General features: G+C 69.4%; 20 protein-coding genes. 4 read left to right on the top strand and 16 right to left on the bottom strand.

The features are described 5' to 3' along the window. Positions 1–65: 65 nt before the first annotated feature. The 10 genes from M2351_RS24720 to M2351_RS24675 form a co-directional block, all read right to left on the bottom strand. The gene (locus M2351_RS24720; RefSeq protein ID WP_264658727.1) at positions 66–353 is read right to left on the bottom strand and encodes a hypothetical protein; all 288 of its coding nucleotides are present in this window, start codon (positions 351–353) and stop codon (positions 66–68) included. A 41-nt stretch (positions 354–394) separates the two neighbouring features. Continuing rightward, entirely contained in the window at positions 395–2,281 is a 1,887-nt protein-coding gene (locus M2351_RS24715) for a hypothetical protein (RefSeq protein WP_264658726.1), read from the bottom strand. Positions 2,282–2,408: 127 nt separating this feature from the next. Beyond that, on the bottom strand, positions 2,409–3,656 hold the full coding sequence (locus M2351_RS24710) for a hypothetical protein (protein ID WP_264658725.1): 1,248 nt from the start codon (positions 3,654–3,656) through the stop codon (positions 2,409–2,411). 331 nt (positions 3,657–3,987) lie between these two features. Continuing rightward, positions 3,988–4,401: a hypothetical protein gene (locus M2351_RS24705; RefSeq protein WP_264658724.1), complete on the bottom strand. Its 414-nt coding sequence runs from the start codon at positions 4,399–4,401 to the stop codon at positions 3,988–3,990. A gap of 94 nt (positions 4,402–4,495) precedes the next feature. Then, positions 4,496–4,837 (bottom strand): hypothetical protein, encoded by a 342-nt coding sequence (locus tag M2351_RS24700; RefSeq protein WP_264658723.1) that lies wholly within the window; start codon positions 4,835–4,837, stop codon positions 4,496–4,498. 4 nt (positions 4,838–4,841) lie between these two features. Then, entirely contained in the window at positions 4,842–6,371 is a 1,530-nt protein-coding gene (locus M2351_RS24695; RefSeq protein WP_264658722.1) for an ATPase, T2SS/T4P/T4SS family, read from the bottom strand. A 24-nt stretch (positions 6,372–6,395) separates the two neighbouring features. After that, the gene (locus tag M2351_RS24690) at positions 6,396–7,433 is read right to left on the bottom strand and encodes a type IV secretory system conjugative DNA transfer family protein (RefSeq protein ID WP_264658721.1); all 1,038 of its coding nucleotides are present in this window, start codon (positions 7,431–7,433) and stop codon (positions 6,396–6,398) included. An 84-nt stretch (positions 7,434–7,517) separates the two neighbouring features. Next, entirely contained in the window at positions 7,518–8,039 is a 522-nt protein-coding gene (locus M2351_RS24685) for a DotD/TraH family lipoprotein (RefSeq protein ID WP_264658720.1), read from the bottom strand. Positions 8,040–8,122: 83 nt separating this feature from the next. Beyond that, the gene (locus tag M2351_RS24680; protein ID WP_264658719.1) at positions 8,123–8,779 is read right to left on the bottom strand and encodes a DUF2726 domain-containing protein; all 657 of its coding nucleotides are present in this window, start codon (positions 8,777–8,779) and stop codon (positions 8,123–8,125) included. A 38-nt stretch (positions 8,780–8,817) separates the two neighbouring features. Next, on the bottom strand, positions 8,818–9,633 hold the full coding sequence (locus M2351_RS24675; protein WP_264658718.1) for a hypothetical protein: 816 nt from the start codon (positions 9,631–9,633) through the stop codon (positions 8,818–8,820). A gap of 204 nt (positions 9,634–9,837) precedes the next feature. On the opposite strand from M2351_RS24675, the gene M2351_RS24670 reads away from it, so the two are divergent. Beyond that, a complete protein-coding gene (locus M2351_RS24670) occupies positions 9,838–12,069 on the top strand; it encodes a type IV secretion system DNA-binding domain-containing protein (RefSeq protein ID WP_264658717.1) in 2,232 nt (743 codons plus the stop codon). Next, positions 12,053–13,567 carry a hypothetical protein gene (locus M2351_RS24665; protein WP_264658716.1) on the top strand — a complete coding sequence of 505 codons (1,515 nt, stop codon included), beginning with the start codon at positions 12,053–12,055 and terminating at the stop codon, positions 13,565–13,567. The genes M2351_RS24670 and M2351_RS24665 overlap by 17 nt, the downstream gene beginning before the upstream one ends. Positions 13,568–13,762: 195 nt before the next feature. Here the strand turns inward: M2351_RS24665 and M2351_RS24660 are convergent, their stop codons facing one another. The 6 genes from M2351_RS24660 to M2351_RS24635 all read right to left on the bottom strand — a co-directional run bounded on the left by M2351_RS24660 (position 13,763) and on the right by M2351_RS24635 (position 17,498). Further along, positions 13,763–13,939 (bottom strand): hypothetical protein, encoded by a 177-nt coding sequence (locus M2351_RS24660; RefSeq protein WP_264658715.1) that lies wholly within the window; start codon positions 13,937–13,939, stop codon positions 13,763–13,765. A gap of 334 nt (positions 13,940–14,273) precedes the next feature. Then, positions 14,274–15,377, bottom strand: a complete 1,104-nt coding sequence (locus tag M2351_RS24655; protein WP_264658714.1) for a hypothetical protein — start codon at positions 15,375–15,377, stop codon at positions 14,274–14,276. Between the two features lie 253 nt (positions 15,378–15,630). Further along, complete coding sequence (locus M2351_RS24650) at positions 15,631–16,164, bottom strand: SOS response-associated peptidase (RefSeq protein ID WP_264658713.1); 534 nt, start codon at positions 16,162–16,164, stop codon at positions 15,631–15,633. 54 nt (positions 16,165–16,218) lie between these two features. Continuing rightward, on the bottom strand, positions 16,219–16,422 hold the full coding sequence (locus tag M2351_RS24645; protein ID WP_264658712.1) for a hypothetical protein: 204 nt from the start codon (positions 16,420–16,422) through the stop codon (positions 16,219–16,221). 192 nt (positions 16,423–16,614) lie between these two features. After that, the gene (locus tag M2351_RS24640; RefSeq protein ID WP_264659100.1) at positions 16,615–16,962 is read right to left on the bottom strand and encodes a transposase; all 348 of its coding nucleotides are present in this window, start codon (positions 16,960–16,962) and stop codon (positions 16,615–16,617) included. Positions 16,963–17,006: 44 nt separating this feature from the next. Beyond that, positions 17,007–17,498, bottom strand: a complete 492-nt coding sequence (locus tag M2351_RS24635; RefSeq protein ID WP_264658711.1) for a transposase — start codon at positions 17,496–17,498, stop codon at positions 17,007–17,009. A gap of 423 nt (positions 17,499–17,921) precedes the next feature. On the opposite strand from M2351_RS24635, the gene M2351_RS24630 reads away from it, so the two are divergent. Further along, complete coding sequence (locus M2351_RS24630; RefSeq protein WP_264658710.1) at positions 17,922–19,076, top strand: hypothetical protein; 1,155 nt, start codon at positions 17,922–17,924, stop codon at positions 19,074–19,076. Next, a partial coding sequence (locus M2351_RS24625; RefSeq protein ID WP_264658709.1) for a CpXC domain-containing protein occupies positions 19,066–19,957 on the top strand: 892 nt, incomplete at its 3' end. The genes M2351_RS24630 and M2351_RS24625, both read left to right, overlap by 11 nt.

Here is a 19,957-nt window from a genome sequence, read left to right as displayed (position 1 = left end):
AGTGGGAACCGTGGGGCGCCGGGGGCGCGCCGCGCTGCGCGCGGGGGGCATTGCTGGGGCGGAGATCAGGTCGGACGGAGAGGAGCGCCGCCGATCGGGGTGGACGACGGGATGAAGGTGCCGTCGGGGTGGGCGGTGCCGAGGTCGAGCGTGGCGGATACGGTGCGGTGGCGGAGGGTGAGCACGGCGGCGCTGTCCTGGGCGACGGCGATGGCGTCGCGGATGGCGTCGGCGTCGGTCCGCGCGCCGGCCAAGGTGCGGACGTCCGGGGGCGGGTTCTCGAAAACGACGAAGTAGCCGTAGGTGGGGTCGGGGAGATCGCTGTCGTCGTCGGGGTCGAGGCTCGGCGTCATGACGGGGTGTCCTGGTTGCGGGGCGGGGTGGGGACTGGGGGTCAGCGGGTCGGGGCGCGGCCGAGGGTGTCGCGTTCGGTCGGTGTGATCATAATCACAAAAGCGCGGCTGGAGGTGTTGCCGGTGATGCGGCCGCCGAACAGCGGGAGGCGCGGGCTGCCGAACCCGGCGTCGTCGGTCGAGGCGTCGTCGCCCTTGGCGGCGTAGGCCACGATCGTGGAGCCGTTCTGCACGCTCACTTCCTGCTTGTAGGTGACGACAGACTGGTCGCGCCGGAGCTGGACGAAGTCGGCGGACCCGCCGGCCGAGACGAAGGTCGGCTTTCCCTGGATGATGGGTTGGTACCGCATGCGGACCACGCCGTCCGGGAGCAGCACGGGCTGGATGAGGAGCTTGGTGCCGCTGAAGGTGGTGCTCGTCTGGACGCTGCCCGCGACGACGGTGCCGGCCGATGTGGTTTGGCCGGCCGAGCCGCCGGAGACGTAGTCGTTGAGCAGCGACTCGTCCAGCGTGAAGGTGCCGCCGTTCGGCACGATGAACGAGCGGGAATCGAGGACCTTGGCCACCCCCTCCCGGGCGAGAGCGCAGGCGGTGAAGGAGGTGCCCGCGATGTCCTTGACCGCGTTGAAGAAGCCGGTCGTCGGGACGCCGGCGGTGACGCAGCCCGCGTCGGACCCGGCGTTGGAGGCGACGCCCTTGCCCGCGAAGGTGAGTTTCGACCAGCGATCCTTGATGGCAAGGGTGACGTCGGTTCCAAAGCTGTCGGAGTTGCTGAGGTTGGTCTCCAGCACCTCGATGCGCAGATTGATCTGCCGTGAGGCGGTGCGGTTGAAGTTGTCCACGTAGGCGCGGGCGCGGTCGAGGGCGTCGGGCGGGGCAACGACGGTGATGCCGTTGGCCGACGGGCTCGCCTGGACGAGGGCGTCGCGCGGCACGCGGGCGCGGATGCCGTTGGTCACCTCGGCGTAGACGTCGGCGGCCCAGGTGCTGTTGGCGGACTGGGAACCCGCGCTGGTGGAGCCGCCACTGGAGCCGTTCAGCCCGCCGTTTCCGTAGCCGCCGGCGCCGTTGCCGCCGTTGCCGCCGCCGGAATTGGCCCCGCCGACGTCGGACTTGAAATCGTCCTTGCCGCTGAACGCCGCCAGGGGCAGCAACTCCTCAACGTAGCGGCGGATGACGATCCGTTGGCCATCGTAGGTGGCGCGCACGCCGCAGGTGCTGTCGATGAAGAGGAGGCGCCGGGACAGCGGCATCACGCGCTCGGGGAAGGTGACCCGGCAGGTGCTGGGGTCCGGACCCGCGGCGGGGCCGGCGAGGCCTGGGGGGAGGAACTGCGCGGGGGTGAGGCCGGCGGCGGAGGCGCCGCCTTGGGAGGGTTGGTTGGCGGCGTCGACCAGCCGGCGGACCGGGTCGGCGGAGGCGGGATCCAGGCGGGCGACGGAGCTGGGGGCCGTGCCGGACGAGGCGCCGTCCGGGCCGGGGGTGGACGACGCGGCGCCGGGCATGGCGGTGTCGCCGCCCAGGGCGCCGCTGGGGGCGCTCAGAGCCTGGGGCGGAGCGAGGTCGAGGATGACCGGGATGCGCAACTGCAGGCGGAGGCGGTCGACGATCTGGGTCAGCGTCAACGGCACCGTGATCGGGTCCGTGCCGGGGTTGAAGCTCACGCCGGGCGATTCCCAGGCCGGGGGGAAAGGATGGCCGTGCCGATCGCGTTCGGCGCGGGTCCCGAAGTTGGGGCGGTCCGTGATCTTGGCCTGGATGACCTCCGCGACGTTGGGGCCCTGGTCGTACAGGGTCTGGGCGTGCCGGAGGGCGTCCGTAGCCTCACGGCGGGCGTCCGCGCCGACGCAGGAGGCCAGGACGGAAACGGTCAGGGACGCGGCGGCGAGGTGGGCGACGGTCGTGGCGGCGGGGCGGTGAGGGTGCATGCTGGCCTCGGGGTGGGTCGCTGGACGGGGAGACGGGCCCGACGCTCGGCCGGGGCTCGGCGGGGCGGCGCGCCGGTCGCGCGGATGGCGCCGGGAGGGGCGGTGACGCGGCGGGGCGACGGGCGGGCTACGGGCTGTTCTTGCGCTTGATCGTCGTGACGAGGGTGGTGGAGGAAAATTCCCAGTCGGCGCGGATGCCGTTGTCCTCGGCGCCGGAGGTCAGCCACTCCACCGCCTCGAAATAGGACTTGCCCCGCACGGTGGCGCCGTAGTCGAAGCTCCAGGAGTAGCCGGACTTGTCCTCCGGGACGGGAAGCCCGAGGCTGCTGGCCCAGCGGGCGATGGTCGAGCGAACGCTGTCACCGGGGTTGACGGTCCAGGTGCGGGTGCGCTGGGCGGCCTCGAAGCCGTCGGCTGGCGGGGCGGCGCCGAAGGGGAGCGGGGCCGGAGCGTTGGCGGCGACGCGGACCTCCGCCGGCGTTGGCGCCGGCGGCGCACCGTCCTTGGCCGCGCTGGGGTCGGGAGGCGGGGCCACCGAGAGCGGGGCCGCAGCCGAGGCGAGGGGCGTCGGGCTGGGCGGTGGCGCGGGCGGCGCGACCTGGATCGGCGCGCTCGGCGTCGGGTTCGGGGCGGCCTGGCCGTGCGGCGTGATCGGCGTGGGCGCGGTGATGGTGGCGGAGGCGCCGCCTTGGGGCGGGGTGGTGGGGGGCGCGGCGGCGACCGCGGTCGAAGGGGCCGACGCGGCGGCGACCGTGAGGTGGTTGCCGTCTTCGCGGAAGGTCAGGTTGGCCCGCGTGAGGGATTCGGTGAGGACGTCGCGCCAGGGGCGGCCGTTGCCAGTGAAGGAGACCCGGCGGGTCGCGATGGCGGGCGGCATGGGGGTGACGACCACGGTGGGCGGAACGATGGTGCGGATCACGCCCGCGAGCGGAACGTCGTTGGCGCGGCCCCGGACCATGTGGCTGTCGGCGGACGCTGCCGGCGCGGCGGGCGACGGGGCGGGCTGACCCGGTGGCGTGGAGCTGGAGGGCGGGAGCAGAGGCGTTGCGGTCACGGTCGCGACGGCGGATGGCCTGGCGGGAGTGACGGGGCCGGGAGCGGCGTCGGTGGCGTCGCCGGCGGCCGCGGGCGAGGCCGGGCCGCCCGCGGGGGACGGCGGGGCGGCCACGGCGGCGGCCGACGGTGCGACCGGACGCCGGCTGGGCACGAGGTCGAAGGCGGCGTGGCTCGGCGGCGCGGGACAGGTGGCGAGCAGGGCGGCCAGGGAGAGGGTGCCGAGAAGAAAGCGCCGGGTCCGGGCGGCCGGGCGGGTGGGAGGCGTGACGGTGCGGGCCGGAGCGGCGGCGGTGGACGGGGAGGCGAGTGTGGCGGGCATGGGACGGGCTCCGGCGAGGGGAACGGGCGTGGAAGCGGCGTGGCCATCCATTTCCGTGGTCAGGGTATAGCATGCGAAAATGGATGGCGGAAGACAGAAACCGGGCGGTGGACGCGTGGGACCCGGGCCCTGTGAGGAGGCGATCGGAAAGCGACGGGGCTTTCCGAACAGCGTGGCGCGGGCGTGCGGCGAAAGCCACGGGGCTTTCTGGCGGAGGACGTCACGGCGGCGTGGTCGTGCGACCGTCGCCGCAGCGGCGAAGGATGGGATGGGCGTCAGGCCGGGCCCGCGTGCCGCGCATGCGGGACAGCCCGGACGGGGCGGCGACGGGTCAACCCGACGCCGGGGTGGGGGACGGCCGCGGGGGGGAAGCCGGGGTGGCGGGGGTGGCGCCCGATTTCGTGGGCCTGGGCCGGCGGGTTCCGCAGTCGGTTGGGGCTGGGGGTGGGGTGGTGCCGAACTGGGCGTGGTAGCCGGCTTCGAGGAGAAGCCAGAAGACACTGTGGCGGTCGTTGCGGTGGTGTCCGGTGATGTAATCCAGGATCCGCTTCTGGTGCTCGTTGCGCGCAACGAGCTGGGTCAGGCGCGTGCGGCCGTAGGGGTAGGCTTCGCGCTGCCGGTCCGTGCGGACGCCGTCGCCTTTGCCCTGGGCCTGGCCGTCGTCCGCACGGGTTGCGCCCGGCCCGGCGGGCGCCGGCGGGCGGGGCGCGGTGGCGGTGGCGGTGGAGGGGGGTGTCTTGGGCATCGTTGCCTCGTCGCGAAAAGAGGGGCGGCGCGCCAGCCGCGGTGGGCTGGGGTGGCCCTCGCGGGGCCGGGCGGCGCGGTGGCGGCGGGTGGGGTCAGCGGCCGCGTGGGCCGAGGTGGCGGTGGCAGCGGCGGGGGAGGCAGGGGACGGAGGGGCCGCGGGCCCAGGCCATCATCTGCCGCAGCGCCACGTCGGGCGTGATGCGGCGTTGTTCGAGGACCGTGAACGCGGCGATGGTGGCGACGATGATGACCGTCTTGTAGGGCCACCAGTATTCGAACAGATGGTAGAAGCCCGAACCGAGGATCGGGATGACGGCGTAGATGTGGCAAATGCCGAAAAGGCGCGGTTGGACCATGGTGTAGTGCCAGTGCGCGCCGGCGTCGGGATGCCGGTCGGTGTCGAGATCGTCGTCGGGACCGTGGTCGCGGGGCATGGGGTCAGGCCTTTCCTCGCTCGATGCGGGAGACTTGATCGGCGGTCAGCAGCCCTTCGGCGTGCAGGGCGCGGGCGCTGTGGAGCATGGTGCAGCCGTGCTGCTCGACGAGTTTGTTCAAGACCTGTGGCCAAGCGGTCAGCGGCTCGCGCTTGACCTGGGTGCGGAGTTGCTCGTCGAAGACGAGGTATTCGCGCAGGGCGACGCGGCCGATGGTGCGGTCGGGGTTGCCGGCGTCGTACATGGGTTCGAGCCGCTGGACCATGATGACCTGCATTTCGTCCATGGCGGCGTAGGCGCGGGATTCACGTTCGTGGGCGTCCGGGTAGTAGGTGAGCATGGCGCCCGGAAAGGCGGCGACGCGGCTGATGTGCAGAGTCGCGTTCACGGCAACGCCGGATTGCGCCGCGTCGATGGTCATCGACATGGTTTCGCGGTCGTTGACCTCCTCCATGACGATGATGTCCGGCGTGGCGGACTTGGCCATTTTCAGCGCGGTGGGGTAGTCGCGGACGCACTCCGGGATCTCGATCTGGTAGATGTTGTCCTTCGCCGGCAGGCTGTCGAACAGGAACTCGATCGGCTGACCGAAATGCATGATCTTGCGGTCGTAGCGCGGGTTGCTGAGGCGATGCGAATTGACGGCGGCGAAGGTCCAGGTCTTGCCGGAATCCATCTTGCCGCAGACCAGGCCGAGGCCGTACTTGAACTCGAAGGCGTCGAGGAGATCGGGCGTAAGGCGGGCCTTTTCGGGTGTGGGGGGCACGCCGTCGATCAGGCGCAGCACGACGCTCTTGCCGGGCGTGGAGCCGGTGATGTGGTGGATGGTGACGCGGGTGCGCAGGCGCTCGCGGATTTCCTGGTCGAGGAACAGCTTGTAGACGCCGCGGAAGGTGTCGCCGGGGCTGAGCGAGGCGCCGGACTTCACGAACGAGAAGATGTTGTCCACGTCGGCCGAGGTGAGGTCGTGCTCGATGGAGCCGCGATACGCACCGTGGCGTTTGCAGATGATTTTCTTGCCCGTGCCGAGCGTAACGTCGCTGATGCTGTTCGCGTGGCACCATTTCAGAAACGTGTTGAACTCCTCGACGGAGGTCCACTGTGCCGGCGCGTCAAGGTAGAGCGCGCCGAACGACAGGTCGAACGGGTCGCGCCCGGTGGCGCCCGGCGCGGCGATGGCGGGCGCCACCGGGAGCGCCGATGGGGGCGTGTGGAGCGGGAACGGTGGGATGAGGCCGGCCGAGACACGCGGGGGGATGAGGGACACCGCGCCGGACGGCGCGGGCGCGATGCCGGGCAGAGAGGGCGGCGCGGGCGCCGCCGAACGGGGCACCGCGGCGGGACGGCGGGGGAGGAGGTCGGGGGCCAGGGTGGGCGCGTCGGGGCCCCGCGGCGCGGGGCCTTGCCCGGCGGGGGGAGCCGACGGGTGATGGTCGTCCTGGGGCGGTGTGGTCGGCACCGTGGCCGTCACCCCGGAGGCGTCGGGAGCGGCGGGAAGGGCGGGCCAGGTCGGGCGAAGCGGCGCGGTGTTCATGGTGCGGCGGGGGCGAAGGAGGGGTCAGGGCTTCAGGCGGGTCGGGCCGGCGCCGGGCGGCGTGGACGGCGGGGCCGCCGCGGGGGGCGGCACTGGCGTGGGGAGCGGGGCGGCGAAGGGGAGGGCGCGCCATTTGGCGGGGTTGGTCGTCAAGCCACTGGGGCGCTTGATCTCGATCTCCGTGTCGTTGACGCGGATTTCGTCCGCGTTGCCGGTGACGCCGCGGTTGTTGACCACGATGCGGGGCAGCTGCAGGCGCTGTTCGTTGGCGAGGCGTCGGAAGTTCAGCATGCCGATGTAGTCACGGTCGAGTTCGGACCACAACGCGTTCATGGTGTCCGCGGCCTGTTGCAGGCCGCGCTGCCAGCCGTCCTTGACCCAGGCGTTCCACGCGGACATGTCCTCCGACTTCGGACGGTTGTAGGGGCTGATCGGCGCGAGGGGCTCAATGTCCACGACCAGGTACTGCGTCCAGTGGCGGGCGCGCGTGACCAGCTGCTCGCGGGCGTTGAGGACGACGCGGGAGGTGGAGGATGCCGCTTTGGTGCCGCCCTCCGCGAAGGTGATCTCGTTGGCGTGCTCGGTGACGACGCCGGGTTCAAAGTAGAAGCCGCCGCCGGCGTCGTAGAGGAGTTTGGTGAAGTCGTACTGGCGGTCCAGTTGGTCGGCCAGCCGGGTCAAATCCTTCTGGTGGCAGTAGATGCCGCGGTTGAAGCCGGCGCGCATGCCGAGACTCAAGGCGGCCTGCTTGACGGCGGCAAGGCGCGCGGCGTCGGCTTCGGAGGCTTCGCTGCGGAAGGGCGGGGCGTCGCGCAGAGCGTCGAGCGTGGGCGGCGGCGCCACAGCGGCGCGGGTGGGCAGGCCGGGGTTGGGCGCCGTGCTCTCGGCCTCGCAGTCGTGCGCGCGGAACGGGTTGTGGGAGACGGCTGTGGCCGCGGCGTCGGGGGAGCCGGCCCTGGACGGGGCGGGGCATGCTGGCAGCAGGATCAGGGCGGCGCAGGTCAGGGTGACCGGGGTGGGGACCCGACGGCGACGGGGTTTGGCGGCGGGCGTGGGCGGCATGTCGGGGTCCCGGTGGGTGGCGAGGAGATCGCCGCGGCGCGGCGGGGCGCCGGGCGGTGGACCGGCGGCAGGCGGAGGGGGCGGTCAGAGAACGCCGGATTTTGGCGGGTTGAAGTAGAGGTGGATGGTGGGCGGGTCGTTCGGGTCGGGGCGGACCGTGCCGTGCGCGCCGAGCTGGAGGCCGATGGATTCGAGGACGTGGACGGCCGGCGTGGCGTTGGCGTCGATGGTGACGAGCGGCATGGTGGCGGGAGGCACGCCGTGGACGAGGACCCTGTAGTTGATGCGCGCGGCCAAACCGCGGACGGCGGCGTCGATGGGGCCGGACCAGGCGGGCCACGTGATCGGGCGGCGCAGTTCGTCGGGGACGAGCGACAGGTCGATGGGCGCCGGCGCGCGGGGCGCGGTGGCGGCTTGGGCGCGGGCGATCTGTTCCCAGGCGGCGGCGATCCGCTGGCTGCTCTCGCTCAGGCGCAGTTCGACCAGCGTCGGCTCGTTCGACGGCGGCGGCGCGGTGGTGATGCAGGCGGCCAGCAGGGCCGATGCCAGGAGGGCGGCGGTGCGGGAAGCGGCGGTCGTCAGGGCGGCGGGAGCGAGGCGGCGCATGGCGGGTCATCCATTTTTGGCCGTCTGGGTATAGCACGGGGGAGAGGAGGCCGGAAGTTGGAAATGGATGGCGGGGCGGGCGGTCAGGGACGCGCCGCGCCGCGCCGGGGCGGTGGCGGGGCGGCGGGGGACGCCACGGCGCGCGCGCTTGGCGCGGGGGTGGTCCGTGGTGCCGACCCGGCGGCGTCGGGCGCGGCCGAGGTCAGGCGGGCCACGATGGTTGGCCAGTGTGGGACGGGGTGGGGATGGACGTGCACAACGGGAATGCCGGCGGCACGGAAGACGTGATCGATGTCGGCATCCCGCCGGCGGCGGTCCGGGCGTCTGTGCGAGGCGTCGTCGAGTTCGATCACGGCGCGCACGACGGTGTCGTGATCGAGGAGGACAAAATCCAGGCTGCGGAGGCCAAGACGGCGGATGGCGCGCCAGTGCGCGCTGGTGGAGCGGGTGGCGATGTGGACGGCGTCGGCGGCGCGCACCTGGCAAGCGACAGACCAGCCGGGCGGGAGGGCGCGGCGGATGGCGGCGAGGCTGCGGCGCTCCCAGCCGGTGAGGAGCGGTTTCGGGCTGTAGGTGATGACCGGGCCGAGGGACAGCGCGGCGAGGACCACAGCAACGGCGACGACGGTGGCGAGGATGAGGAGAAGCGTCGTGAGCGGCACGGTGGAGAGGAGATAGGCGGCCCGGGAGGCGGCCGTTGTCACGGCTTGGGACAGGGGGGCGAGGAAGGCGTCGAGCATGGTCCGATCCGGGGTGAGAGGGAGGGGCGAGAGCGGCGTCACGGGAACAGGCGGCGGCCGACGACGGTTCGGACGCGGGCGGCGACGATGGAGAGGGTGGCGCGGATGCGCGCGCGATGGGTGGCGGTCGGACCCGGGGCACGCACGCGGAGCGCCGGACCGGTCGCGCGACCCGCGGCCCTGGTCAGTGCGGCGCGGGACGGTGACGGGGCCGTGGCGGGTGGGTTCGTCTGGGGTGGTGCGGCGAGGATGGCGGTGGCGAGGGCGGGCCAATCGGGACGGGTGCCGGGAGTCAGGAAGAGGACGGCGATGCCGTGCTGGCGGAACAGCGCGGCGAGGGCAGCGTCCTGGCGTCGGTTGGCGCGGGTCGGTTCGGCCGCGGTCACGACCACGATGGCGCAGGGGATGTGGTCCGGCCCCGTGACGGTGAAGAGGATGGGGCGGGTCGCGGCCAGCCGCAAGGCGACCGGGAGCGGCGGGGCGGTCCGGGCGTCACCGGCGGTGGCGTGCGCCGTGGCCGGCGCGGCCGTGGCGATGGTCAAGGGAGTTACGGACAGAAGGGCGAGCGGATTCACGTGCGGGTGGACGGACCACGCGGCGGGGAGCCGGCCGCGGAGCGCCGCCATGGCGCGGCGCTCCCACGGGGCCAGGAGCGGACGGCCGGGCGGTGGGGCGCTTGGGGCGTGCAGGGCGCGGGCCAGTCGCCGGGCCAGGGCGGTAAGGGTGAGGGCGGCCAGAAGGATGGCGCCGACGGCGAGTAGGATGGTGACGGCCGCGGCGGCGTAGAGAAGGAGAGGGTGGGCGCCGGAGGGGAGATGGTCGAACAGGGTGGTGGGAAGCGGCTGGTCGGGCATGGCGGGGCATCGCGCGTGGCGACGGGAACGGGACACTGTAGGCGGGAGCGCGGGCGGCGGGCAAGGAATCGCGGCGGTGGATGGGTTGAAAGAGGATGGCGGGATCGACGGGGGCATGGTAGGAACGGAAAAAGAATTTGGGCGGCGGGACCGTGCCATTGGCCGGCGTCGGCCGGTGTTGCGCGGTGGAGGAAGGAGAGTCGCATGGCTCGGGTTGGCGCTTGGAAGACGAGCAAGACGGTGCCGCTGCTGGCCGGCGCGGGGGCCGGAATCGCCATGGCGGGAGTCGCGGCGGGCATTGGCTTTGGCGTGTTCCAGCCCACGGGCATTGCGGCGAACGGAGCGTCGGCGACGCTGGACGCCCTGAACGGGTTGCGGGCGGGGTGGGCCTGGACCACGTCGGCGGTGCCGTACGGCGATGAGGCGTGGCTTCGGTGGGCCCGGATTCTGGGGCAATATGGGTTGGTCACGCCGGTCAAGCACCGGGTGATGCTCGCCGGACTGACGGGGGCACTGGCCGGTTTCGCCAGCATGCTCGCCACGCTGCCGTATCAGGAGCGGTATCGCCACGGGATGCGGCATCATCGCGGGCGCATTCTGCGGGAGGGCGGACACGCGACGAAGGCCGCAAACGCCGTGTTCGCGCGGGGAGTGCGGTCGCGCCACAGCGGTCCGGGGCTGTATCTGGCGCCGGGCGTGCTGATGGACCGGATGCGCGAGACGGAGGGCTTCTTCGTGGTCGGCGCGCCGGGGTCGGGCAAAACGCAGTGGTTCCGCTTTTTGATCGAGCAGATTCTGGCGCGCAGCGAGCACGCGTACCGGCAGGTCAAGGCCGGGGTGCCGCTGACCAAGCTGCCGACCTACCCGGACAAAGTCATCTGCATGGACGTGAAGGGCGACTACACCCAGCTCTGGCCGGGCGACACCGTGATGGTGATGGCGCCGCACGACACCGGGAAGCGCGTCGTGAACGGCGTGGAGACCTGGATCGGCGTTGCCTGGGACATCGCGAAGGACGTGCGCGGGATGCCGGCCGCCCGCGACTTCGCCGCGGCGGTGGTCGAGGCGACCGATGAGCCGGTGTGGGGACAGGCCGCGCGGATGATCGTGACGGGCATCGTGTACGGCCTGCAGCGGAAACACGAGCAGGACGGGACGTGGTTCGGCTGGAAGGAGATCCGGGACGTCGCTGTGCTGGAAGCCAAGCCGCTGCGCGCGTTCCTGCTTAAATGGTACCCGCCGGCGGCCAAGTTCGTGATCGTCGGCAAGGCCGGGCCGACGCGGACGACGTCGAGCTATCTGGCGAACATCGACACCGGCTTTTATCCGCTCGTCGAAGCCTTGGCCGCCGGGTGGGGGCACTACCCGAAGGACCGCTATCTGTCGTTGCGGGACTGGTTCATGGACGAGGCGGCGCCGGTGCGGTCGTTGATCCTGCAGAAGTCGATGATGGTCGAAGAGGCGTCCAACGCCTGGATGCGGGCGCTGATCGGGCGTGCGGTGAAGTTCGTCGGGTCGCCCGAGTTCAAGGAGGACAAGCGGCGGCGCATCTGGGTGCTGATGGACGAGTTTCCGCAGATCGCGCAGAAGCGGGACGGCTTCATCAAATTCGCCGAGGTTGGCCGGTCGAAGGGCTTCTGCCCGGTGACCGGGGCGCAGGTGGCGAAGCAGCTGGAAGAGACGTGGTCGGCGGCGGAGATGGAAACGCTGGAGGCCATGTCGCGGACCAAGCTCGTGTTTCGCACGGAAGCCGGGTCAGTGGCCGACCACCTGGCGGAGAAGTGGATCGGATCGTCGGACTGGGAGCGGATGGACGTCAGCACGAATTTCGCGGAGACGCGCAGCCGGTCGGTCTCGCGGCGGGTCGAACGCGAACTGGTCGTGATGGCGTCCTACTTCGCGGAAAGCCTGGGCACGACCGCGACCGGTGTGCGTTTCCTGCTCCTGGCCGGCAAGGACGTCTGCCGCCTGGAGGTGCCCTTCTCCACGTGGGTCGAGCGGCGCGATGGCACGGTGTCGGCGCCGTGGGTCAACGACCCCAACTATGATTTCACGGGCCTGGGCGACGGCGCTCAGGCGGGCGATGCGGATGAAGCCGACGAGGGGGCGCTGCCGGCGGTCGGAGCGGCTGGTGGTGTCGTGATCGGTGGCATCCCGCTGCCGCAAAGGAGTGGGCTGGGTGGGAGCGGGGTGGTCGCGGCGCTCGGCCTTGGGGGCGCGGGCAACCCGTATGGCGGCGGGCTGCTGGATCGGCTGTCGCAAGCGGGTGCGCCCGGCGGCGCCCTGGGAGGGCTCGCAGGGGTGGGGGGCGCGAGACTGGACGCGCTGGCGCGGGGGCCGACGGCGGGAGTCGCGCTTGGCGGGCAACAGGTCGGCGGCGCCGGTGGTGCCGGGGTTCAACAGCCGGATGATGGGAGCGATGATGAGGACGAGTGAGACGGCGGCGCGGATGCGCCTGGTGTCGGCGGCGGTGCTGGCGGCGGTGGTTGGCGGCGCGGCGGCCGGTCCGGTCCTCGCGAACGAAGCGGGAGGCCTGACCTTCCGCCAGGCGCAGGGGGCCAAGCCGTCGTCCATCTTCCAGTTCACCAGGCCCAGCATCGTCGTGACGAACGAGGTGGGGAGGGGAGAGGAGGCACCCGCGACGGTGAGCGCCGATGCGGCCGCGACCGCGGGCACCGCGGGTGCGGCGCCGACGTCGGGAGCCACGGCCGGGGGGCGGGCGTCGGGACGCGGGAGCGTCCGAGTGATTCCGGTCGGCACCATGGAGCCTGGGGAGCCACGGGAGTTGCCGGTGCCGCGGCGGAAGCCCGGGGTCGAGACGGTGGAAGCGCTGCCGGGACCCCAGGGGGAAATGCCGACGCGGGCCGCAGCGGCCGGCCCGGTGACGGGGGGCACGGCAAAGGCCTTAACCAAGCCTGAGGCGGCGAAGACCGTGGCGGACAAGACGGCGGTGAAGCCCGAGGCGGTCAACGCCGACGCCGCGCTTGTGGCCGCCGGGCCAACGGCCGCGCGGCCGCTTGGCGACGCGACCGGCGACCGGCGTTCGGTCGTTGCGGCCACGGCGGCGGCGACGGAAACGCCGGCCCTGACGGAGGGAGCGGAGCGTGGGGCAGCCAGCGGTGGCCCCCCTCGACCGGACACGGCTGGAGCCGAGGCCGCGGGGACGCCGCCGCACGACGCGGCGGCCCCTCCAAACGCCGTGTCGGGCGCGGCCCCGCTGTCGGCAGCGCCAGCGGCGCTGCCGGGGCGGGAGGAGAATGGGCGTGAGGGCGTGGCATCGACGGTGCGTGCGGGGGATGCGGGGCGGCCGGGGGACGACACGACGGGCGGTGCACTCCAGGACCATAACGTGCGCGGCGCGGGTGGTTCGGGTGACGGGATACGGGAGGCGCGCGGTATGGGGGCCATGGAAGCGTTTGTCGGCGGGATGGCTTCTTGTGGCGTGCTGGTCGCGGCCGCGATGGGCATCGTGCATGGGCGGCGGCGGGCGGCCGGGGTGGGTGTCCTGGCTGGGCTTGGGCGCATCGGGAGCGGTTGGTGGAGTGGCGCGCGTCGCCATCGCCGGCGGACGGAACACGCGGAGCCGGTGGCGACGGCCGATGCCGGAAGCGGGGACGGGCCGGTGGTCGTGCGCAAGGCGACGGTGGCCGCCGAGGCGTTGCCGCCGGCGCAGGTCACCGCCGATCTGGTCGCCAAAGACCGGGCGTTGGGACGCGGCACGACGGTTCATGGCCCCGTAGGTGGGCAGCCTGGCGGTGGCCATGCTGGGGGCGCGCTGCGTGCGCCAGGCGGCGTGGCGGCGGGCGGCCTGGTCGTGGTCGACGCGGCCCGGCGGGCGGTGGCAAGGCCGGACGACGCGGCGCCGTGGCAAGACGCCGCGCACCGAGCGGCGATCGTCGCCTTGTCGCCGCGGGTGACGATGCGGGCAGCCTGACGCGCCGGCGGGATTGAGGTGGAAACGAAGAAGGCTGTCGGGAGCGGCGGCCGTCACTGTTGGCTATTCGCATTTCGTGGTTTTGCGACGTGAAGTCGCTTGTGTGGCTGTTTCGGCAAATTCTGAAAGGAGGATGAAACGAAACCTTCGTTCCACCGACAGCACACAATCAAGACAGGCGGCGTTGACTGGAGATCAGGAGATGCCGTTTTCCAGGAGGCGCATGGCCTCCGGATCGCCTTCGTTCCAGTCGCGCAGCCAGCCAATACCGCCGTCGAACTCATGGTCCGGGAGGCGACTGTCGTTCTCGATGGCGAACTCTATGGCCTTCGCGAGCGTCTCGGCGCGTTGCTTGTCGGTCGGGGTGTTCATTGGCATTCCTATCGTTTGATCGGCCCTTTCTGGACGATTAGGCATTGGGCGCCCTCAAGAGACTGCCGGCGCGAGATCATCAAGGATCGCTGCCATCATAGTCACCAAAACCAGCCCACCACTGACATTGAATTCGTAAAGGCCGTGAGAGGGGGACCGGATTACCGCTGCGTCCGTGAGTGTCGGATCGGTCGCGTACTGCCACCACTGAGCAAACCGTTCCCCAGCCTTTTCGTCATCCGGCCAGCTCGGGAAACTGAAGTAATCTGAGGCTTCGGCCCAGGTGAGTCTGCCCACGCGTCGGTACTGGACTGAAATCGAAAGCGTCAGGACGCTATGGCCGGCGCGGCACGATGGTCGCCCCGGCCTCAATCGCGGTGGCCAGCCACGGTTCGATGCCAGCAACCGGGCGCAAGCGAAGCCAGCGCCGGCGGTCGGGATCCCATTGGCAGCCGCCGTCCAGCTTCATCGCCTCGCGAACCTCAACGGCCGGTGCCGCCGGGAACACCAGCTCCAGGCCATGCTCCGTCTGCTGGATGCGAACGTCGGTGCCGGACTCGGTGGTGTAGCGGAGCCCCTCGGCGATGGCCCGCCGGATGGCCGCGGCCCGTGCCTGCCGGGCAGCGTCTTCGGCCTCACGCTCGGCGCGCCGGTCCGCCAGCAGGTCGATCAACCATTCCGGCGGCTCCTCCAGGGTGCGGTAACCCGTCCCGCCGCGGGGACCGGGCGCCTCTTCCAGCAATCCCTGTTCGACCAGGCTGGTCAACGCCGCCGCCCGTTCGGCTTTGGCCTGACGCCGCTCCCGGCGGGGGAGATCACGCTGATCCGCCGCCCAGGAGGTGACGGTGAACCGCTCACCGCCGGGAAAGCGGGCGTAGAGGTCGGCCGCGGTGTCGCGCAACGCGGAGGCCCGCTCCGCGGCCCCGGTCAGCCGCGCCGCCATGTACGGGTTGAACGGCCAATCCGCCCGCCCGACCAGGCCGCAGGTGGCACAGGCCCAGCGTTCCGGATGGGCCGGCGGCACCTCGGGGATGCACAGGTGGCCCCGGCAGAACGCTTCGGAGCCGGGCGTTGGAACCGTTGCCTCCAGCAGCTGGCGGATGGCGTCAACGGGCGACGGCGCGATGGCGGTAAGGGCCTGAGCGACGTCGGCCGGGAGTCGGACATGGACCGGGGCAGTTCCCTCCTCGACGGCCCGCCCCTGGGAGCGGCGCTGCGTCAGACGGTTCTTGAGCGTTCGCCAAACATCGGCCGCGAGCAGATCGGCAACCCGCTCCGCGGCATAGCTTTCGTCGAAGTCGTCGGCCAGCGCCGCTTCCAAAGTGCGCAGGGAGGCTTCGCCGGCGAGCGCGGCCGCGTCCTTGTCCTTCAGGATGCGGCGGGCCTCGTCAAGGATCTCCGCCGCCTCGTCGCGCCGGACGATCCGCCGTCGCGCCATGGGCTGCCTCGGGAAATAGCTGAGTCCTCAGCAAAATGGGCGCGTGACACCGCATCGGCAACGGCCTGGGCGCGCCGCGGCAACGTCAGGCTGGGTTGATCGCCGGTCCGCTCTGGACGGCGTCGATCAGGTCGGGCCGGTCGTTCTTGACCGAGCCGACGTCCTTGCCCACCTGCCAGACCCGCATGTGCGCGCTCGGATACGGAACCAGCATCGCCCGCAGTGCGTCGGGGCTGGCCTCCTCCTCCCCCAGCTAAGCGCTCCAGTGGTCCGGCGGCAGGATCACCGGCATGCGGTCATGGATGGCGCGGGTCGCGTCGTTCGCTTCGGTGGTGATGATGGTGAAGGTGTGCAGCCACTCCCCGCTGGCCGGGTCCTTCCACCCTTCCCAGAGCCCGGCGAAGGCGTCTGGCCCGTTGCTGTCGGTGGCGATGGCGTGCGGGATCTTCGCCCCATCGACCTTGCGCCACTCATAGTATGCGTCGAACGGCACCAGGCAGCGGCGCTTTTTGAAGGCGGAGCGGTACGCCGGCCGCTCCGTCACGCCCTCGGCGCGCGCGTTGATCATCTTAGCAGCACCCGACGGGTCCTTCGACCACACCGGCACCAGTCCCCACCGCAACGGGCTGAGGCGCCGTTCCTTGGTCTCCGGATTGAAGCGGACGACCGGCAGGGTCTGCATCGGCGCGGCGTTGTACCGCGGCGCCGGGGCGTCGCCGTGGATCGTGGCCGCGAACCGATCGACCAAGAGGCTGGCCGGCGAGTGAAAGGCAAAGCGTCCGCACATGAGTCGAGTGTGGGCGCTGCCTCGAGGGGTGTCAATGCGTGCGGCGGAGGCACCTCACGGGACCGGGCGCCAAGGCTTGCGGTCGCCCAGAGAGTCCAGGCTGACGAGGAGTTCGTCGCTGGGCGTGCCCTCCTCCAGGAGCAGACGGGCGTGTGGAAGGTGGTCCGGCTTGTCGACCATGGCGGTGACGACGTAGACCTTGGGCGAGTCGGCCGCCTGGGTAAAGCGGTCCCCCACCTGAACCGAGATGCGTGCCATCTCCCCTAACCTTACGGTAGGCTGGCGAGTTCGCCGAGCAGCTGCTGGTACTGGCTGGGCGGCAGCGCCCGCTGGTCCGCGGCCATGCGGCGCAGGGCCTCGATGCTCGCCGGCGTGAAAGGTCGCCTTCAACCAGTGCGCGCCGTCGTCCTGTAAAGGCCAAGGCTCTTGTCGGGAAGCGGGGTGGTGGCATCATGTGACGATGGCACCGACGAGGGTTCCGAGTAGGGCCTTTCCCCGTCGCCGTGCGTTGTGGACGACCTGAAAGAAGGCGAGATAGAGGGGCAACTTGCCCTGGGAAATGCCGCGATGCGGGCGCAGCCAGGAGCGCAGCAACGACCAGAGCCCTTCGATGGTGTTGACGTGGACCTCGCAGAAGCCGTCGCCATCCTCGTCGCGGGCGTAGATGTCGTACTCGTCGGTGTGGATCAGGGCGCCGGCGGCGACGGACGCCTGAATGATGGGCCGGATGGTCGCCTGCTGGACATTGGCCAGCATGTGCAGCACCACATCGCCGCCGCGTCGGATCAGGCCGAGGATGGGCGGCTTGTCCTTGGCCAGCGTGCCGCGCCCGCGCTCGCCCTTCAGCCGGCGGCGCCGTCCCGAGCGCCCCTTTTGGCGACTTCGGCCGGCTGGCCCTTGTGCCCGGCGACGACGTAGACTTCGTCGATCTCGACCGTGCCGTTCAGCGGCGGGGGCGGCGCCTTGGCGGCAAAGCCGGCGCGCAACTGCTCGGTCATCGCCTGCACGTCGCTCGCCACCAAGTCCAGTTCCTGGGCGATCTGCCGGTTCGACAGGTTCAGGCCCATCAGATACAGGCACAGCACCCAGACGCGCAGCGGCTGGTGGTGGCCGGCCAGCACCGTGCCGGTCAGGTCGTCGAAGCGGGCCTGACAGGACTTGCAGCGATACCGCTGGCGCTCGCGGTGGGTATCGTCGAAGCCGTGGCGGGCCACCGACGCACTGGCGCAGTGCGGGCAGCGCACACCATCGGGCCAGCGATGCTGGCGCACCAGCGCGTAGCACTTGGCGTCATCGAGCAGGGATGTCAGGTTCACCAGAAGGGGCGACGGCATCGCGAGCGCCAGGACCGAAAACGATACTCACCTCAACCCCCTCCGCCGCTCGTCATCACGCCGCTACTCACCACCCCGCTTCCCGACAAGAGCCAAACCATTTGGAACCGGCTCTGATTGACATCTCTTCAGTTGAAGACTCCTGAGGATTGGATCACCATCTACGGGTGGGGCAGTCACACTCAGAAGTCCGAGGCAGCGTGTTTCTCGCGCATTCGGGCAACAAGCTTCGCTGTAGTCATACGGCAGGCAGTTTGTCACTGCGCATAGCTGATAAAGCGGATTGCGATCCGCTCAGGACGGCGACCCCGGTCCTGGCCGCAGATGCGGCCAAAATCGGGCCAGTGAGTGAAGGGACCTAAGCCAAGGCGAATGGAAATCTGCTTTACCTGACGGTATAAACATCTGTGAGAGGATTGAGGGATGAAAACCGACAGAAAATCATACGTGTCTATTGGGACGTCGACCCCCATATTCATACCTTCTTCCTATTCATCGGAACCCATCCGCGTCGGTGTCGACTATTTCACGATCCGCATCTGCGGGGCTCAAGTTGCCTTTTTGGGGTCGATTTGGAGCAAGGCGAGATCTGTACTCGTGTCGACTCAGACCAATCTTCATCATCCACTTTTGGGCGAGCGTGCGTTGCGCTCGTTACAGCAAATGCGTGTGGTTAAGCAGCATGTGGATGAGCAGTTGGGACTTTCGGTGAACTTGGTTGCTCTTACTCCCGCGGTAATGCCACAGATCACATTGACGATTGATTTCCATGTAGACAAAGAAAACCGCATCGCTCAACTTGGTAGCATAATTAATAAAGAAAGCTTTTCTGCGATTTTGTCGTTGGCGCCAGGCGGTATAGCCGTTGCTAAAACAGTTAGCGCGCTTGCCAATGACATTATCCAAACATTCATTCCGGCGGAAGAGCAGGAACCTGTTCTACAATTTACGGGTGACTTCAATTTAGTGACGGGTGGCTTGGCGCCGGGATATTATGCGATATTAGGTTCCCGAGATGCGGAACATTCAATTCCATCACCCTTGCCAGCATTTGAGGTTAAGGACGGCCGCCTACTTGCTAATGACCAACCAGTGTCAGGTCTGTCGTACGTTATTATTGAAGTGCGGAAAACTTCGGTGCGCTCGCGCGATCTCGGTATTGGCACAGACTGGGATGAAAAGCTCCGAGAAGCCGAAGACTTTGCTCAGAGCCTGATAGATGACCCATTGGCTGACTACGATGCGCGGCAAAGCGCGTGGACCAAATGTCGAACCCTGATCAAAGAAGCGCAGACGTTCCTTCGCGCTGAACCCAACTACCTGCGCGCCGAAGCCGAGCTGATTGTGAGGGCAACTTATTTGCGTTGTCGTGAGCTGGTCACTGAGCCAGTGCCGGAACGCAATCGGGTGATCGGCCATGGCCGTAATACAGCAGTGTGGCTGCCCAACGATCAGGCTGATAGAGAGCTTTTGGGCATTGGCACCGACGAAGTTCTCGAGCGCGATGTGACAGCCTACGCTTATGATGTAATTAAGGCACGTGACATACTGGCCAACTGGGGTCCCGATGACCAATAATCATATTGCGCCCTACGACCTCTCGGTCAGCACTCCGCCCTTCGAGCAGTGCCCCGCTTGTGGGACGGAATGGGCGCCCGCTTTATGGATTGTGGTTGATGCCGACCACCGCCCGGACCTCCTTTTAGCGGTTCAGGATCATAGTCTCTGCACCTTTCGTTGCGGAGCTTGTGCAAACTCGATCAGCGTAAATGCGCCGTTTCTCGTCGTGCGTGGACGCACGCCGCGCTTAATGTATTCACCGTCTCCAGGCACAACAAGCCTTGATGACCACAATCAATTGGTTTCGCTATTGTGCAGACTCAAGCAAGCTGCCGCCGAGCATTGGGACGATAAATTAGCTGAAGAGTTGACAATCATCGCACGGCCGCTGTTGCCAGCCGAACTATCCAATGTTGCCGGAAGGGCCACACACTCGGCCACAGATCTCGTGAATGCTTTATTAATGGCGGATACAACGTGGAAACAGCAGTACATGCTCGCGCGGTATCCGGAGCTCTATCAAGCGGATATGTGGGCGCTGCTTGAAAAGAAAATCGACGAAGCGCGACAGGAGCGAAACAGCAGTACGCTCGCTAACCTTCGGGCACAATACGGCCTTCTTACAAGTTGTCATCGAGCGGGCGCAGCTAAGATCAAGAGCTTGCTCCCGTCGCCACGTGTTTACGTCTCGACAACGGACCTCAATGACCTATTACTCGAATCTGCTCGAGCAATGCTCTTGAGACAGAGTGATGCTGCTGTGTTTAGCCTACTCGAGGCTACAAGACGGATGAAGCCAGCCGAAAATCCACTCTTGTGGGCGGAAATTTACTTGACGCTTGGAGAACTGGCTGAGATCGATGCCGCAGTGGATGACGACGCACGCCTCTTAGCACAGC

The organism is Azospirillum canadense (genome assembly GCF_025961225.1).
In the GTDB taxonomy this organism is placed as follows: Bacteria; Pseudomonadota; Alphaproteobacteria; order Azospirillales; family Azospirillaceae; genus Azospirillum; species Azospirillum canadense.
This window is presented reverse-complemented; position numbering and strand designations above follow the sequence as displayed.